This window comes from Streptomyces sp. G5(2025) (genome assembly GCF_049542075.1).
In the GTDB taxonomy this organism is placed as follows: Bacteria; Actinomycetota; Actinomycetes; order Streptomycetales; family Streptomycetaceae; genus Streptomyces.
Genome location: NZ_JBMUZT010000006.1, coordinates 4,460,001 through 4,475,682 on the forward strand (window position 1 = coordinate 4,460,001; position 15,682 = coordinate 4,475,682).

At 67.2% G+C, this 15,682-nt stretch carries 11 protein-coding genes, 3 rRNA genes and 2 pseudogenes (1 of these 16 running past the window's edge); 13 read left to right on the forward strand and 3 right to left on the reverse strand.

Translation table 11 applies throughout. The features are described from left to right. From ACOBQB_RS31065 to ACOBQB_RS31120, 12 genes and pseudogenes are all read left to right on the forward strand, one after another. Positions 1-17: ribosomal RNA gene (locus tag ACOBQB_RS31065) — 16S ribosomal RNA — on the forward strand; it begins 1,509 nt to the left of the window's first position. A gap of 315 nt (positions 18-332) precedes the next feature. Further along, positions 333-3,452 (forward strand): 23S ribosomal RNA (locus ACOBQB_RS31070). Positions 3,453-3,539: 87 nt separating this feature from the next. After that, a 5S ribosomal RNA gene (rrf, locus tag ACOBQB_RS31075) occupies positions 3,540-3,656 on the forward strand. The 16S, 23S and 5S rRNA genes sit together here, the layout of an rRNA operon. Before the next feature lie 102 nt (positions 3,657-3,758). Further along, entirely contained in the window at positions 3,759-4,403 is a 645-nt protein-coding gene (locus ACOBQB_RS31080; protein ID WP_423596386.1) for an HAD family hydrolase, read from the forward strand. Positions 4,404-4,542: 139 nt separating this feature from the next. Further along, positions 4,543-5,256: a VC0807 family protein gene (locus ACOBQB_RS31085; protein WP_423596388.1), complete on the forward strand. Its 714-nt coding sequence runs from the start codon at positions 4,543-4,545 to the stop codon at positions 5,254-5,256. Between the two features lie 104 nt (positions 5,257-5,360). After that, positions 5,361-6,083: pseudogene (locus ACOBQB_RS31090) on the forward strand (MFS transporter); the annotation flags it as partial. Next, a pseudogene (locus ACOBQB_RS31095) lies at positions 6,034-7,208 on the forward strand (acetoin utilization protein AcuC). The pseudogenes ACOBQB_RS31090 and ACOBQB_RS31095, both read left to right, overlap by 50 nt. A gap of 379 nt (positions 7,209-7,587) precedes the next feature. Continuing rightward, positions 7,588-8,403 carry a phosphatase gene (locus ACOBQB_RS31100; RefSeq protein ID WP_423596390.1) on the forward strand — a complete coding sequence of 272 codons (816 nt, stop codon included), beginning with the start codon at positions 7,588-7,590 and terminating at the stop codon, positions 8,401-8,403. Between the two features lie 132 nt (positions 8,404-8,535). Then, the gene (locus tag ACOBQB_RS31105; protein WP_157996488.1) at positions 8,536-8,745 is read left to right on the forward strand and encodes a helix-turn-helix domain-containing protein; all 210 of its coding nucleotides are present in this window, start codon (positions 8,536-8,538) and stop codon (positions 8,743-8,745) included. 157 nt (positions 8,746-8,902) lie between these two features. After that, positions 8,903-9,001 carry a 30S ribosomal protein bS22 gene (locus tag ACOBQB_RS31110; RefSeq protein ID WP_003948845.1) on the forward strand — a complete coding sequence of 33 codons (99 nt, stop codon included), beginning with the start codon at positions 8,903-8,905 and terminating at the stop codon, positions 8,999-9,001. A 277-nt stretch (positions 9,002-9,278) separates the two neighbouring features. Next, the gene (locus ACOBQB_RS31115) at positions 9,279-10,328 is read left to right on the forward strand and encodes an NAD-dependent epimerase/dehydratase family protein (RefSeq protein WP_423596393.1); all 1,050 of its coding nucleotides are present in this window, start codon (positions 9,279-9,281) and stop codon (positions 10,326-10,328) included. A gap of 14 nt (positions 10,329-10,342) precedes the next feature. Then, positions 10,343-11,392 carry a lysophospholipid acyltransferase family protein gene (locus ACOBQB_RS31120; protein WP_423596395.1) on the forward strand — a complete coding sequence of 350 codons (1,050 nt, stop codon included), beginning with the start codon at positions 10,343-10,345 and terminating at the stop codon, positions 11,390-11,392. Between the two features lie 95 nt (positions 11,393-11,487). Here the strand turns inward: ACOBQB_RS31120 and ACOBQB_RS31125 are convergent, their stop codons facing one another. The 3 genes from ACOBQB_RS31125 to ACOBQB_RS31135 form a co-directional block, all read right to left on the reverse strand. Further along, complete coding sequence (locus ACOBQB_RS31125) at positions 11,488-12,759, reverse strand: DUF5667 domain-containing protein (protein ID WP_423596397.1); 1,272 nt, start codon at positions 12,757-12,759, stop codon at positions 11,488-11,490. A 294-nt stretch (positions 12,760-13,053) separates the two neighbouring features. Further along, complete coding sequence (locus ACOBQB_RS31130; RefSeq protein ID WP_127909244.1) at positions 13,054-13,848, reverse strand: ECF subfamily RNA polymerase sigma factor, BldN family; 795 nt, start codon at positions 13,846-13,848, stop codon at positions 13,054-13,056. A 356-nt stretch (positions 13,849-14,204) separates the two neighbouring features. Next, on the reverse strand, positions 14,205-15,149 hold the full coding sequence (locus ACOBQB_RS31135; protein WP_423596399.1) for an HAD family hydrolase: 945 nt from the start codon (positions 15,147-15,149) through the stop codon (positions 14,205-14,207). 147 nt (positions 15,150-15,296) lie between these two features. Between ACOBQB_RS31135 and ACOBQB_RS31140 the strand changes: the two genes are divergently transcribed. Further along, positions 15,297-15,575 (forward strand): glutaredoxin family protein, encoded by a 279-nt coding sequence (locus tag ACOBQB_RS31140; protein WP_423596401.1) that lies wholly within the window; start codon positions 15,297-15,299, stop codon positions 15,573-15,575. Positions 15,576-15,682: the final 107 nt, after the last annotated feature.

The following is a 15,682-nucleotide window of genomic DNA, read 5'->3' on the forward strand; positions in this document are numbered from 1 at the left end:
GCTGGATCACCTCCTTTCTAAGGAGCACTTCTTACCGATCCCTTCGGGGTGAGGTCAGAGGCCAGTACATCGGCGAATGTCTGATGCTGGTTGCTCATGGGTGGAACGTTGACTACTCGGCCTGTTTCTCGGGTCGGAGGCTGCAAGTACTGCTCGTAAGGGCGTGGAAAGCATGATCTTCGGACGGGGACTGGTCGGGCACGCTGTTGGGTATCTGAGGGTACGGGCTTGTTCCCGACCTCAATGCCGACCCCAGTGTAGGTTCGCTTTTGCGGGCTGTGATGGGTGGTTGGTCGTTGTTTGAGAACTGCACAGTGGACGCGAGCATCTGTGGCCAAGTTTTTAAGGGCGCACGGTGGATGCCTTGGCACCAGGAACCGATGAAGGACGTGGGAGGCCACGATAGTCCCCGGGGAGTCGTCAACCAGGCTTTGATCCGGGGGTTTCCGAATGGGGAAACCCGGCAGTCGTCATGGGCTGTCACCCGCTGCTGAACACATAGGCAGTGTGGAGGGAACGCGGGGAAGTGAAACATCTCAGTACCCGCAGGAAGAGAAAACAACCGTGATTCCGGGAGTAGTGGCGAGCGAAACCGGATGAGGCCAAACCTACGACGTGTGAGACCCGGCAGGGGTTGCGTCGTGGGGGTTGTGGGATCTCTCTTTCACAGTCTGCCGGCTGTGAGACGAGTCAGAAACCGTTGATGTAGGCGAAGGACATGCGAAAGGTCCGGCGTAGAGGGTAAGACCCCCGTAGTCGAAACATCAGCGGCTCGTTTGAGAGACACCCAAGTAGCACGGGGCCCGAGAAATCCCGTGTGAATCTGGCGGGACCACCCGTTAAGCCTAAATATTCCCTGGTGACCGATAGCGGATAGTACCGTGAGGGAATGGTGAAAAGTACCGCGGGAGCGGAGTGAAATAGTACCTGAAACCGTGTGCCTACAAGCCGTGGGAGCGTCGGGATGGAGCTTGCTCCATCCTCGTGACTGCGTGCCTTTTGAAGAATGAGCCTGCGAGTTTGCGGTGTGTTGCGAGGTTAACCCGTGTGGGGAAGCCGTAGCGAAAGCGAGTCCGAATAGGGCGATTCAGTAGCGCGCTCAAGACCCGAAGCGGAGTGATCTAGCCATGGGCAGGTTGAAGCGGCTGTAAGAGGTCGTGGAGGACCGAACCCACCAGGGTTGAAAACCTGGGGGATGACCTGTGGTTAGGGGTGAAAGGCCAATCAAACTCCGTGATAGCTGGTTCTCCCCGAAATGCATTTAGGTGCAGCGTCGTGTGTTTCTTGCCGGAGGTAGAGCACTGGATAGGCGATGGGCCCTACCGGGTTACTGACCTTAGCCAAACTCCGAATGCCGGTAAGTGAGAGCGCGGCAGTGAGACTGTGGGGGATAAGCTCCATGGTCGAGAGGGAAACAGCCCAGAGCATCGACTAAGGCCCCTAAGCGTACGCTAAGTGGGAAAGGATGTGGAGTCGCACAGACAACCAGGAGGTTGGCTTAGAAGCAGCCACCCTTGAAAGAGTGCGTAATAGCTCACTGGTCTAGTGATTCCGCGCCGACAATGTAGCGGGGCTCAAGCGTACCGCCGAAGTCGTGTCATTTCAGCATGAGGGCCAACGCCCGCTGGGATGGGTAGGGGAGCGTCGTGTGCCGGGTGAAGCTGCGCCGGAAGGCAGTGGTGGACGGTTCACGAGTGAGAATGCAGGCATGAGTAGCGATACATACGTGAGAAACGTGTGCGCCGATTGACTAAGGGTTCCTGGGTCAAGCTGATCTGCCCAGGGTAAGTCGGGACCTAAGGCGAGGCCGACAGGCGTAGTCGATGGATAACCGGTTGATATTCCGGTACCCGCTGTGAAGCGTCAAACATTGAATCAGGCGATGCTAAGTCCGTGAAGCCGTTCCGGACCCTTCGGGGAATGGAAAGTGGTGGAGCCGACGGACCAGACTTGTAGTAGGTGAGTGATGGGGTGACGCAGGAAGGTAGTCCAGCCCGGGCGGTGGTTGTCCCGGGTAAGGGTGTAGGCCGTGCGGTAGGTAAATCCGTCGCACATAAGGCTGAGACCTGATGCCGAGCCGATTGTGGTGAAGTGGATGATCCTATGCTGTCGAGAAAAGCCTCTAGCGAGTTTCATGGCGGCCCGTACCCTAAACCGACTCAGGTGGTCAGGTAGAGAATACCGAGGCGTTCGGGTGAACTATGGTTAAGGAACTCGGCAAAATGCCCCCGTAACTTCGGGAGAAGGGGGGCCATCACCGGTGATGAGTCTTGCACTCTGAGCTGGGGGTGGCCGCAGAGACCAGCGAGAAGCGACTGTTTACTAAAAACACAGGTCCGTGCGAAGCCGTAAGGCGATGTATACGGACTGACGCCTGCCCGGTGCTGGAACGTTAAGGGGACCGGTTAGTGCACTTTCGGGTGTGCGAAGCTGAGAACTTAAGCGCCAGTAAACGGCGGTGGTAACTATAACCATCCTAAGGTAGCGAAATTCCTTGTCGGGTAAGTTCCGACCTGCACGAATGGCGTAACGACTTCTCGACTGTCTCAACCATAGGCCCGGTGAAATTGCACTACGAGTAAAGATGCTCGTTTCGCGCAGAAGGACGGAAAGACCCCGGGACCTTTACTACAGTTTGATATTGGTGTTCGGTTCGGCTTGTGTAGGATAGGTGGGAGACTGTGAAGCATGCACGCCAGTGTGTGTGGAGTCGCCGTTGAAATACCACTCTGGTCGTGCTGGATGTCTAACCTCGGTCCGTGATCCGGATCAGGGACAGTGTCTGATGGGTAGTTTAACTGGGGCGGTTGCCTCCCAAAGAGTAACGGAGGCGCCCAAAGGTTCCCTCAGCCTGGTTGGTAATCAGGTGTTGAGTGTAAGTGCACAAGGGAGCTTGACTGTGAGACCGACGGGTCGAGCAGGGACGAAAGTCGGGACTAGTGATCCGGCGGTGGCTTGTGGAAGCGCCGTCGCTCAACGGATAAAAGGTACCCCGGGGATAACAGGCTGATCTTCCCCAAGAGTCCATATCGACGGGATGGTTTGGCACCTCGATGTCGGCTCGTCGCATCCTGGGGCTGGAGTCGGTCCCAAGGGTTGGGCTGTTCGCCCATTAAAGCGGTACGCGAGCTGGGTTTAGAACGTCGTGAGACAGTTCGGTCCCTATCCTCTGTGCGCGTAGGAATATTGAGAAGGGCTGTCCCTAGTACGAGAGGACCGGGACGGACGAACCTCTGGTGTGCCAGTTGTCCTGCCAAGGGCATGGCTGGTTGGCTACGTTCGGAAAGGATAACCGCTGAAAGCATCTAAGCGGGAAGCCTGCTTCGAGATGAGTATTCCCACCCCCTTTGAGGGGTTAAGGCTCCCAGTAGACGACTGGGTTGATAGGCCAGATCTGGAAGCCCGGTAACGGGTGGAGGTGACTGGTACTAATAGGCCGAGGGCTTGTCCTCAGTTGCTCGCGTCCACTGTGTTGGTTCTGAAACCACGAACAACCCCATGTGTGGTCACGCATGGTGCGGTTGTCAGTTTCATAGTGTTTCGGTGGTCATAGCGTGAGGGAAACGCCCGGTTACATTCCGAACCCGGAAGCTAAGCCTCACAGCGCCGATGGTACTGCAGGGGGGACCCTGTGGGAGAGTAGGACGCCGCCGAACTAATTTTGAACGGGAAACCCCCGCACCTTATGGTGCGGGGGTTTTCTGCGTTCCAGGGTTCTTTGTCTTCAGGGGAGATGGTGGAACGTTTAGGGTCGGGATATGCGATACGACCTGGTCATCTTCGACAACGACGGCGTCCTCGTGGACAGTGAGCCGATCTCCAATGAGATCCTCGCCGCGTACCTGACCGAGCTCGGGCACCCCACCTCGTACGAGGATTCCCTGCGGGATTACATGGGCGGCGCCGTCCATCGCGTACACGATCTGGTTCTTGAGCGGAGTGGGCAGCGGCTCCCCCTGGACTTCGATGATGTCTTTCATGGGCGGGTCTTTTCTGCCTTCGAGCGTGAGTTGAAGCCTGTGGACGGAGCTGTCGAAGTGTTGGAGATGCTGGACGGGGGTGGGGTTGCCTACTGTCTCGCCTCTTCCGGGAGCCATGAGCGGATTCGGGTCGGGCATCGTGCGGCGGGGCTCGACACGTGGTTCGACGAGAAGCGGGTCTTCAGTTCGCAGGACGTGGGGCGGGGGAAGCCGGCGCCCGACCTTTTTCTGTACGCGGCCGAGCGGATGGGTGTGGCACCCGAGAAGTGTGTCGTCGTGGAGGACAGTCCCTTGGGAGTGGAGGCCGCCGTGGCCGCGGGCATGGACGTCTATGGGTTCACCGCGATGACGCCCGCCGAACGGCTTTCGGGGGCCACCGAACTCTTCGGGGACATGCGCGAGTTGGTGCGGATGCTGGCGTGACCCGTGGTGGGGCGCGTAGCTGACATGTGTCATGGTCAGGTCCGGACGATCGTTTCTGTCGGCGCACCGGGGGCGGCGGCGAAGCTATGGGTGTCGCGAAAAGCACGGACGCACGCAGTGACGACGGAGGAACCCGACCATGAGCCAGCTCGCCACCGAGACCACTGCCACGGGCCCCTCGGCATCCGCCGCCGATGGTGACGTGCGCAAGGCCCGCGTCGAGTCGTTGAAGCCGCTCGTGCTGGACGCGCTGCTGCCGACCGCCCTGTATTACCTGCTCAGCAAGGGCTTCGGGATAGGGGCGCTGGGTGCTCTGGCCTGGAGCAGTGTCGTGCCGGCGGGACGTACGGCCTGGGGGTTGGTCAAGGAGCGGCGGGTGAACGGGCTCGCCGCGCTGATTCTGACCGCCAACGTCGTCGGGTTGCTGCTCGGGCTGGTCAGCGGGGACGCTCGGCTCATGCTGGCCAAGGACAGCGGCATCACCGCGACCGTGGGGATCGCCGTCCTGGTGTCGGTGTGCGTGGGCCGGCCGCTCATGACCGTCGCGCTCCAGCCCTGGGTGGCCAAGGGGAACGCGGGGCGGCTCGCGGCCTGGGAGCGGCTGAGCGCGGGGCGCGGGCGGTTCGCGCGGCTGGAGCGGACGTTCTCGGTGATGTGGGGCGTGGCGCTGTTCGCGGAGGCGGTGCTGAGAGTCGTGGGGGCGTACACGCTGCCTGTGGACACCATGGTGTGGGCGGGCACCGTGATCGTGTCGGTCACTTTCACGCTGACCGTCGTCGTCAGCGGGGCGGTGGTCATCGGGCCCATGGAGAAGATGGTCGGAGCCGAGCTCCAGGAGCGGGGCACGACCTGAGTGATTGATCTGCCCACGGGTAGTGCGGGGCCCTACGCTCTGCGGCCATGAGTCATGAGCTGCGGCGCGGCAGGGCCTCGCTGGCGTTCGCCTTCCTGGTCCAGGGCGGGATCGTGGGGGCCTCCCTCGCGTTGGCGGGGGCGTACTGGGACCTGTCGTAGTTCGTGTCGTATCTGCCGGTGGTGGGCGTGCTGTTGCCGGCGGTGCTGGTGGGGAGCCGGGGGTACGTCGATGCGGGCGCGGCGAGGGTGGTGGGGCGGCCGGGAAGGGCGGTGCCGTCTCCTTCGGGCTGCTGCTGCCGCTGTGTCTGGTGATGACGTTCGCGTACATCGGGGACTCGACGGTCTCCAACTGGAGTGCCAAGTACGTGCAGGAGGGATCTGGGCGTGCGGCGGCTGGGGGAGGTGGCCGTGGTGCGGACCGGAGCGGTGGTGGCGGCGTTCGGGTTCGCGGTCGTGGCGGTGGTGCCGGGGGCGTGGGCCGGGATCGCGGGGTTCACGGTGCTGGGTCCGGGGTTGTCCGTGATCGTCCCGCAGACCTTTGCCGCGGCGGGGAGGCGGGCCTTCGAGGCGCATGGTCCGGGGGCTTCGGATGCGGCCGTCGCGCGACTGAATGTCTTCAACTATGTGGGGTTTTTGATCGGTTCGGCGTTGGTGGGTGGACTCGGGAGTGTCTGGAACTACCGCGGGGCGATGCTCGTTCCTCCGGTGTTGGTGCTCGTGACCTTGTGGTACGCCCGTTCCTTCGCCCCGGGAGCGGACCGATACGGTGACGGGCATGAGCGGCCGCGCACAGCTGATGTGGGACGAGGCAGTAACGGGCTATGACTTCGGCCCGGGTCACCCCATGGACCCGGTCAGGCTCGGGCTGACCCGAAGTCTTGTCGCTGCCTTCGGGCTCGACAAGGAGCTGGACGTGGTGGCGGCCAAGCGTGCCGGGGACTCGACGCTGCGGCTCGTGCACCGCGAGGACTATGTGGCGGCGGTCAGGGCGGCCTCCGTCGATCCTGCGTCCGCGCGGGGGAGTACGGCCTCGGTACCGAGGACGACCCGGCGTTCGCGGGGATGCACGAGGTGTCGGCGCTGATCGCCGGGCAGTCCGTCGGGGCCGCCGAGGCCGTGTGGCGCGGTGAGGCCCTGCACGCGGTGAACTTCTCGGGCGGGTTGCACCATGCCATGCCCGGGGGAGCCTCGGGGTTCTGCATCTACAACGACGCGGCGCTGGCGATCGCGCGGCTCCTGGAGCTGGGCGCCGAGCGGGTCGCGTATGTGGATGTCGACGTGCATCACGGGGACGGGGTGCAGGCCGCTTTCTGGGAGGACCCGCGGGTCCTGACGATCTCGCTGCACGAGCACCCTCGGACGCTCTTCCCGCAGACCGGGTGGCCGGAGGAGACCGGGGCGGCGGGGGCGGCCGAAGGTTCCGCCGTGAACGTGGCGCTGCCGGCCGGGACCGGTGACGCGGGGTGGATGCGAGCCTTCCACGCCGTGGTGCCCGAACTGCTCGCACAGTTCCGGCCGCAGGTGCTCGTGACGCAGCACGGGGCCGACACGCACTTCGAGGATCCCCTCGCGCATCTCGCCGTCTCGCTGGACGCGCAGCGGGCGGTGCAGATGGCCTGCCATGAGCTGGCCCACGAATACGCCGAGGGGCGGTGGGTCGCTCTGGGAGGCGGGGGATACGCCGTGGTGGACGTGGTGCCGCGGTCCTGGACGCATCTGGTGGGCATCGCCGCGGGGCGGCCCGTGGAGCCGACGGCGGCGGTCCCGGAGGCCTGGCGGCAGGAAGTGTTCGCCCGTACGCGGCAGTTGGCGCCGGGGCGGATGACGGACGGGCGGTGGCCGGTGGAGTGGCAGGAGTGGGAGGCGGGGTACGACCCGGCCGACCGGCTCGACCAGGCGGTGCTCGCGGCCCGACGGGCGGCGTACCCGCTGCGGGGCTTGCTGCCCTGACTTCGGCGGCCCTGGCTTCGGCGGCCCTGGCTTCGGCGGCCCTGGCTTGGCTGCCTTGGTCGCAGCTGCCTTGACCTCGGCGCCTTGACCTCGGTTGCCCTGGCCTCGGTCGCCTTGCCTTCGGTCGCTTTGACCTCAGCCGCCTTGGTTCGGCTGCCTTGATCTCGCTGCCGTGGCTTCGGCCGGCCTGCCCTCGGCCGCCTTGGCCTCGGCTGCCCAGACTCCACCGGCCCTGACCGCAGTCACCTGGCCTCACCCGCCCAGACCACCTGCCCCGGACCCCAGCCCCCCCGCAGGGAGAATACGGCTGTTACGCCAACTGTGCGGTGTTTTCCGGGTTTTCGGGGAGGCCGGGGGCGGTATGCGCCAGCATCGCACCGTGTTGACCACCGGCGCCCTACGTGCGCATCTGTTGGCGGCTCGGCTGGCCGGGTCCGTGGCCACGACCAGGGAGAGGAGTCTGCGCAGTTACCGGCTCTTCGCGGCCCGGGACCCCCGGATGCTGCTGGGGCTCGACCCGGAGTGGAGCTGGGGGCCCGCGGATCTCCTGCGGCTGATGGCCGACAAGTGCGGGGTGTCCGCCGACCCCCGGCACACCACGGGGACCGACGTCATCGATCCGGAACGGACGCTGAGGGCGCTCGACACGTTCGCGGAACGGCTCGGGGAGGCGGCGCGGAGGCGGCTTCCCGTACTCTTCGGGACCGGTCACCCGCACCGACTGCTGGGGTTCTACGCCGCGTTGGCGGACGCCTTGTCGGCGGCCGGATGCACCGTCCTCACCCCCGCGCAGGGTCACAGTGTCGACATAACGACCCGGTTCGGCCTACGCACGTACAACCTTGACTACGTACAAGGAGTCGCGCTGGTGCGCGAACCCGGCGTGCGTGCCCCCGGGAGTGAGACCGGCGCACACACCCACTCACCGCTCCCTGTTCGGGCTGTTCTGGGGGCCGCGGCACAGGCCGGCGGGCCCCTTCCCGAGCTTGTCGTCGGAGACCACGGTTGGGTCTGCGGGGCAGGTCAGCTGGGGTTCGAGGCCATCGGTCTGGCCGATACGGACGATCCCGCGCTGTTCGTCGGAGAGGCCGAGGGGCAGGTGTCCGTCGTCGTTCCGCTTGATGACGCTGTGCGGTCTGATTACTACCGGCCGCTTACTCGCTATGTACTCAATCGAGCGTGTCTGTCACAGTAGGCGGCCGATGGCTGCTCCTCTTCCCCACTCGCATCATCCGCCCCTAGTCTGGGGAGTGAGCGCGCAGCGACGAAGAGTCACCGGAAGGGGAAGCCGGTGCCCGTCATGTGCGGAAGGTTCAGGTGGGGTGTCATGGCTGATAACCAGAGGCCGCTGAACGAGGTTCAGTTCCTGACCGTGGCGGAAGTCGCCTCGGTGATGCGAGTGTCCAAGATGACCGTGTACCGCTTGGTGCACAGCGGTCATCTGCCCGCCATTCGGGTCGGAAGGTCCTTCCGGGTCCCCGAGCAGGCGGTTCACGAGTACCTCCGCGAGTCGTATGTGGGGGTCGAGGCAGGCTGAGCGAAGGGCTCGCGGGCCCCTCGTAGCAGGGGCCGCGCGGGATGCTTGGCCCTCGATTACGTCCCTCACGCAGGTACGGGTAGGCTAGGCCGACGTAGGTCGTGTGGGCCCAGTCTGCTGCCCCGCACCGAGTGAAGAGAAGTGAGCGAGGGTAGTCGTGGGCTCTGTTATCAAGAAGCGGCGTAAGCGGATGGCCAAGAAGAAGCACCGCAAGCTGCTGAAGCGCACTCGCGTTCAGCGTCGCAACAAGAAGTAGGCGATCGCTGCACAGCGCGTCTCGAAGCCCTCCCGCCATCGGTGGGAGGGCTTCGGCATTTCCGGGGCCCGGCGGGACGGGTTTGTGGGCCCCCCGTCCCGGTACTCGTGGGCGCTCATCGCGGTACTTGAGAACCGCGGGCTTGGTCCGTACGTACCCCTGTGTCCGTCGTCACTTCCCGCAGCGCGCGGTCGTCACAGCGCCATACCGACCCGCTAGCGTGGGCCAGGACACAGTCGACGTGTGCGGCGAGGTTGGGGAAAGGCAGGCGCTGATCTTGGGCAAGGTCGTGCTCGTGACCGGAGTGGCCCGGCAGCTGGGCGGACGGTTCGTCCGGCGGATCCAGCGCGACCCCGAGGTCGAGAGGGTGATCGCCGTCGACGCGGTCCCGCCCGAGCACCATCTGGGCGGCGCCGACTTCGTCCAGGCCGACATCCGGCAGCCCGCGATCGCCAAGGTGCTCGCCGAGTACGACGTGGACACGGTCGTCCACATGGACGTCACGGCGACCGCGCTCGGCCGGGGCGGCCGCGGCTCGGTCAAGGAGACCAACGTCATCGGCACCATGCAGCTGCTCGGCGCCTGCCAGAAGTCGCCGACGGTCAAGCGGCTCGTGGTGAAGTCCAGTACGAGCGTGTACGGCTCCGCGCCCAAGGACCCGGCGGTCTTCACCGAGACGACGCCGCCCAAATCCCTGCCCAGCGGCGGCTTCGCCAAGGACATCGTCGAGGTCGAGGGATACGTGCGGGGCTTCGCGCGGCGCCGCCCCGACGTCGCGGTGTGCGTGCTGCGCTTCGCGAACATCCTGGGGCCCGCCGCGGAGTCGCCGCTCGCCGAGTACTTCTCGCTGCCGGTCCTGCCGACCGTCTTCGGCTATGACCCGCGCCTGCAGTTCGTCCACGAGGACGACGCGGTCGAGGTGCTGCGCCTGGGCTCGCACGAACCGCGGCGCGGCACGCTCAACAGCGGCACGTTCAACATCGCGGGCGATGGCCAGCTGCTGCTCTCGCAGTGCTCGCGGCGGCTCGGCCGGCCGACCGTGCCGGTGCTCCTGCCGGCCGTCACCTGGGTCGGCTCGGCGCTGCGCACGCTCGGCGTGACGGACTTCTCGCCGGAGCAGATCCGCCTGCTCACGCACGGCAGGGTCGTGGCCACCCGGCAGATGCGCGAGACTCTGGGGTTCAGGCCGAAGTACACGACCGCGGAGACCTTCGCGGACTTCGTACGCAGCCGTGGTCCCGGACTGCTGCCGCCCGCTGCCCTCGCCGGGGCAGTCGACCGGATCGCCGCGCTGCCCTTCGCGGGCGGCCCCCGATGCGCCAACTGAGGAGAGCGTCAACGATGGCGGACGCCAAGGTCATTCCGTTCGACGACGACCGCGCGCGGGCGGGTGCGCAGCGCACGCCGCGCCGCAGGCCCGCGCCGCGGCGCACGGGCGAGCCCGGGGCCGTGAGCGAGGTCATGGCGCTCCCGGGCCAGCAGACCGCCGAGGAGCCACCGCCCCCGGTCCCGCGCCCGGAATCCGGGGATCGGGCTCAGGAGGCGCGCGGCGGCGCCTGGGACCGGCGTATCGCGGGCGGCCTCGCCTTCCTGCGGCGACGGCTGACCGGCGAGTACGAGGTCGACGACTTCGGCTACGACGAGGAGCTCACCGACCAGGTCCTGATGTCGCTGCTCCGCCCGTTCTACGAGAAGTACTTCCGGGTGGAGGTGAAGGGCGTCGAGAACATCCCCGCACAGGGCGGGGCGCTGATCGTCGCCAACCACTCCGGCACGCTGCCGCTGGACGGCCTGATGATGCAGGTCGCGGTGCACGACCACCACCCGCAGGGCCGCCACCTGCGGCTGCTCGCCGCCGACCTCGTCTTCATGCTGCCGGTCATCAACGAACTGGCCCGCAAGGCCGGGCACACGCTCGCGTGCGCGGAGGACGCGGAGCGGCTCCTGGAGCGGGGCGAGCTGGTCGGGGTGATGCCGGAGGGCTTCAAGGGCATCGGGAAGCCGTTCAGCGAGCGGTACAAGCTCCAGCGGTTCGGCCGCGGCGGCTTCGTCTCGACGGCGCTGCGCACGGGGACCCCGATCGTGCCGTGCTCGATCGTCGGGGCGGAGGAGATCTACCCGATGATCGGCAACGCCAAGACGGTGGCGCGGGTGCTCGGCTTCCCGTACTTCCCGATCACGCCGACGTTCCCGTGGCTCGGCCCGCTGGGCGCGGTGCCGCTGCCGACGAAGTGGACGATCCAGTTCGGCGAGCCGATCCCGACGGACGGTCACCCGCCGGAGGCGGCGGAGGACCCGATGCTGATGTTCAACCTGACGGACCAGGTGCGCGAGCAGATCCAGCATTCGCTGTACAAGCTGCTGGTGCAGCGGCGGTCGGTGTTCTTCTGAGCGCCGGTCGTTGCTGAGCGCCGGTTCGTTCGCGTACGTACGTCATCGGGGCGCCCTCCTGTGTGGAGGGCGCCCCGATGACGTACTGGTGAGGATTACTTCGCGTCCTCCTCGTCGATGCCGAGCTCCGGGAGCAGGCCGGGCAGGAGCGGGGGCAGGGTGACGTCCGGCTTGGCCGAGGGGCCGTCCTTGCCGGGCCTGCTCCTGCCGTCCGACGGGGGCGGCGTCGCCTTCTTGTCGTCCGGCGGGTCGAGGAGACCGCCCACGCTGCCACCGAGAACGTCGTCGCCCGGGCTGTGCGGCGAGGAGGGCCTTGGTTTGCTGTCGCCGCGGCGGGGGTCGCCGCCGTGCCCGCCGCCGCTGCCGCTGCCCGAGGGGGTGGCGGAGCGCCCGTCCGTGCCCTGGGAGCCCGTGGGGCCCTCGGGGGCCCGGCCGGGCTTGCCGCCCTGCTCGGGGGTGCGGGGCAGCAGGGAGCGCAGCGGCTCGACCTCTTCGTCTATGGCGTCGAAGACGGAGTCGACCTGTTTGCCCACGTCACCCAGTTGGACCGGCAGGCGGCCCTGGAGGTCGCTCCAGCTCTGGCGGTGCGAGCGGGAGAACGCGGACAGCGCCTGGATGGGGCCGAGCGCCCCGTCGCGTTCGTACGCCTCCAGGAGCAGGCGGTGGCCCTCGGTCGCGTCGTGCCGCATGCCGGAGAGGGCGCGCCTGATCTCGCCGACGGACTCGTGGTCCAGGGAGCCGGCGCGGTCGCGCTCCATGAGCCTGCGTGCTTCGTTGAGCCGGGTGGAGGCCTGGTCGAGGTAGATCTGGCCCCGGTCGACGTCGCCGTCGGCCATGCCGAGCTTGAGGTCCTCCATGCCGCGCTTGAGGCCGTACAGCGAATCGCCCGGCAGGGCGTCGGAGCTGGCGGCGGCGACACCGCCGAAGGCACCCGCGGCGACGCCGACGGTGAGACCGCCGGCGGCGATGCCTTTGGACAGCCGGGAGCGGGGCCGCAGCTTGTGCAGCGGACCCGCGCGGTGGGCGCCCTTGCGGGAGCGCTGTTCGGGCACCGGGGCACTGCCGCCGCTCTCAAGGAACATGGCTTCCATCGCGGCCACGAGCTGGGCGCGCTGGACGACCTTGACCTCGGGGTCGAGGGCTGGTTTGGGCAGCGCGTCGAGACCGTCCGCCAGGGCCAGCAAGCGGCTCTGCTCGGTCGGCTCGGCGCGGGCCGCGGTGGTTTCGGGGGACTCCACGGACGCGGCCGCGGGCGCGGTGGACGCGGAGTCCTCGGACTGCTCGGCCGCCGGGTCCTGGTCGGAATGCTCCTCCAGGGCCTGGGCGAAGGCGTTCGCCCGCCGGTGGGCCGATACGTTCGCGATCACTGGCGGCACCTCCTCTCGTCAAGACGGTCGACTCCCCAGGGGGTCCTGAGGGTTGCGTGTCCTGACCACGTCCACACGATCGGGTGAGCGAGTGAGGTGTCCCCCGCTCAGGGCGAGTCGGAGGAGCGTCAGGTGCGACCACAGGGAGCCTGCATCCCGCACAACGAGCGTCGCGGCACTTGGGTTACGGACGGCGGATGATCGGACCGCGAAGAATCGACGAAGGGCCGTGGCGGCCATCTGGCCGCCACGGACGGTGAGTTGGGCGCTACGCAGCGCTGTCGCGCCGGTGGGTCAGCGCGCGTCGTCCGGGAGGAGGCGGGCGAGGGTGCGCACCGCGCGGTACTGGAGGGTCTTGATCGCGCCTTCGTTCTTGCCCATGACGCGCGCGGTCTCGGCGACGGAGAGGCCCTGGAGGAAGCGCAGGGTCACGCACTCCTGCTGCTGGGGGTTGAGGCGGCGGACGGCTTCGAGCAGTGCCGCGTTCGAGAGGGACTCCAGGACGGAGTCCTCGGGGCTGCGCTCGACTTCGTTGGCGTCGAGCATTTCACCGGTGGTCACTTCGAGGCGGAATCGGCTCGATTTGAAGTGGTCGGCGACCAGATTGCGGGCGATCGTGACCAGCCAGGCGCCGAAGTCGCGGCCCTGCCAGGTGAAGGTACCGATACGGCGCAGGGCGCGCAGAAAGGTCTCACTGGTGAGGTCCTCGGCGGTCGCCTTGCCGCCGACGCGGTAGTAGATGTAGCGGTAGACCGTGTCGCTGTACTGGTCGTAGAGGCGGCCGAAGGCGTCGGACTCGCCGGCCTGGGCGCGTTCGACGAGGTCCATCATGCGGGCGCTGTCGCTGTCCGCGGCGGGACGGCGGTGGGTGGGCGTGGAGGTGGCGGCGGCGGCGCCGGAGCGGGCCCGTCTGCTGACTGCCGCACCGCCGTCCGCCAGGGCATAGCACGGCCCGGCGGGTGCCGGGACGGCGAAGGCGGGGACGGCTGGGACGGCGTACGCGGTGGGGACGAAGCCGCGCAAGCGGTCGATGACCGTTGCGCGCAGCGTAGCCAGGCCCGAGGCGTCAACCCCGACGTGTGGGTACACGGGACTCCCAGAGGCAGAGCTTCCATCACGTGCAGTACGGAACCTTTCACTCGTCGTAGCGACGTGTGGGGTCCGATATGCGTCTGAGGAGAATAACGCTTCGTACAGGCAGCGCTACACCCAGTTGCTCAAATCACCGATTACGTCGTTTCTGTTACTGAACGGAGTCGGATCAAGTACCAGAGAGTGAGTGGTTGTTGATCGGAACGGTTCACATTCCGTCGCCGCGCGGGGCGTGTTGTGGCCGAGTTCAACCACCGGGACTGGCCGTGGGCCGGGCGGGGTAGGACCGGGGGAATGTGCGCTGACCGGCGGCCTTGGCCCGCGGCGGCCGGGTCGGTGGCGGCGGCGGTGGGTCAGTGGCGGCGGCGGTGCAGGGCGATGGCCGCGGCCGTGCCGCCCGCGAGCGCGCCGACGCCGGCTGCGGCGGGGATGCCGACCTTCGCGGCCTTGCGGCCCGTGCGGTAGTCGCGCAGCCGCCAGTCCCGCTCGCGGGCGTGCTTGCGCAGCTTGGCGTCGGGGTTGATCGCGTAGGGATGCCCGACGAGCGAGAGCATCGGGATGTCGTTGTGCGAGTCGCTGTACGCGGCGCAGCGGGCCAGGTCCAGGCCCTCGGCGGCGGCGAGGGCGCGCACGGCCTCGGCCTTCGCGGGGCCGTGCAGGGGCTCCCCGACGAGCTTGCCGGTGTAGACGCCGTCGACGGACTCGGCGACGGTGCCGAGGGCGCCGGTCAGGCCGAGGCGGCGGGCGATGACCGTGGCGATCTCCACCGGGGCGGCGGTGACCAGCCAGACCTTCTGGCCCGCGTCGAGGTGGGCCTGGGCCAGGGCGCGGGTGCCCGGCCAGATGCGCTCGGCCATGTACTCGTCGTAGATCTCCTCGCCGATGGTCATCAGCTCGGTGACGCGGTGGCCCTTGACGATGGACAGGGCGCTGTCGCGGGCGTCCTGCATGTGCTCGGGGTCCTCGACCCCGGCGAGCCGGAACCACGCCTGCTGCCAGGCGAAGCGGACCAGTTCCTGGCGCTCGAAGAACTTCCGCTTGTAGAGGCCGCGGCCGAAGTGGAAGATCGCGGCGCCCTGCATCACGGTGTTGTCGAGGTCGAAGAAGGCGGCGGCCTCCACATCGCCGACGACGGGGAACTCCGGCTCGCCCGGACCTTCCTCGGGCGTGGCCGGTCCGGCGAGCGCCGCCAGCTCCTGGGAGGACTTGCGGGCGGCCTCGGCCGAGGCCTCGCCTGCCAACACGCTCCGCGCCGTGGCGGAGCGCCTACGGGGTGTGAGCCATCCGAGAGCGGCCATGCCGTGAGCATAGCTAGTTCGTTCGGTGGTTCCGGAGTCGGCGGGATGTCGGGGAGGTGAGGCCTGGTGAACTCTTCGCCGCCGACCCCTCGAACGGCGTCGGCCTGGGGTCTCCGCCGGGCGCGTCGGCGGGGCGAGAATAGGGGCATGAGCCCGATTTTTCGTCGTACGGAGAAGAAGAACCCCGCGGATCGCACGGTCACCCTGATCGGGAAGCCGGGCTGTCATCTGTGTGATGACGCACAGCTGGTGATCGAGAAGGTCTGCGCGGAGGTGGGTGCCGCATGGGAGAAGAAGGACATCACGCAGGACGAGGAGTTGCACCGGACCTACTGGGAGCAGATCCCGGTGGTCCTGGTGGACGGGGAGCAGCACACCTTCTGGCGCGTGGACGAGGAGCGGCTGCGGCGTGAGCTGACCGGCTGACCGGGCACCCCGGGATCCGCTGACGCGGCCGAAGCTACTGACCAGGTAGTCCAAAGTGGACGCGAAGTCGTTTACGCTTTGGGGCGGTTTTGGTCTCGGGGGCGATG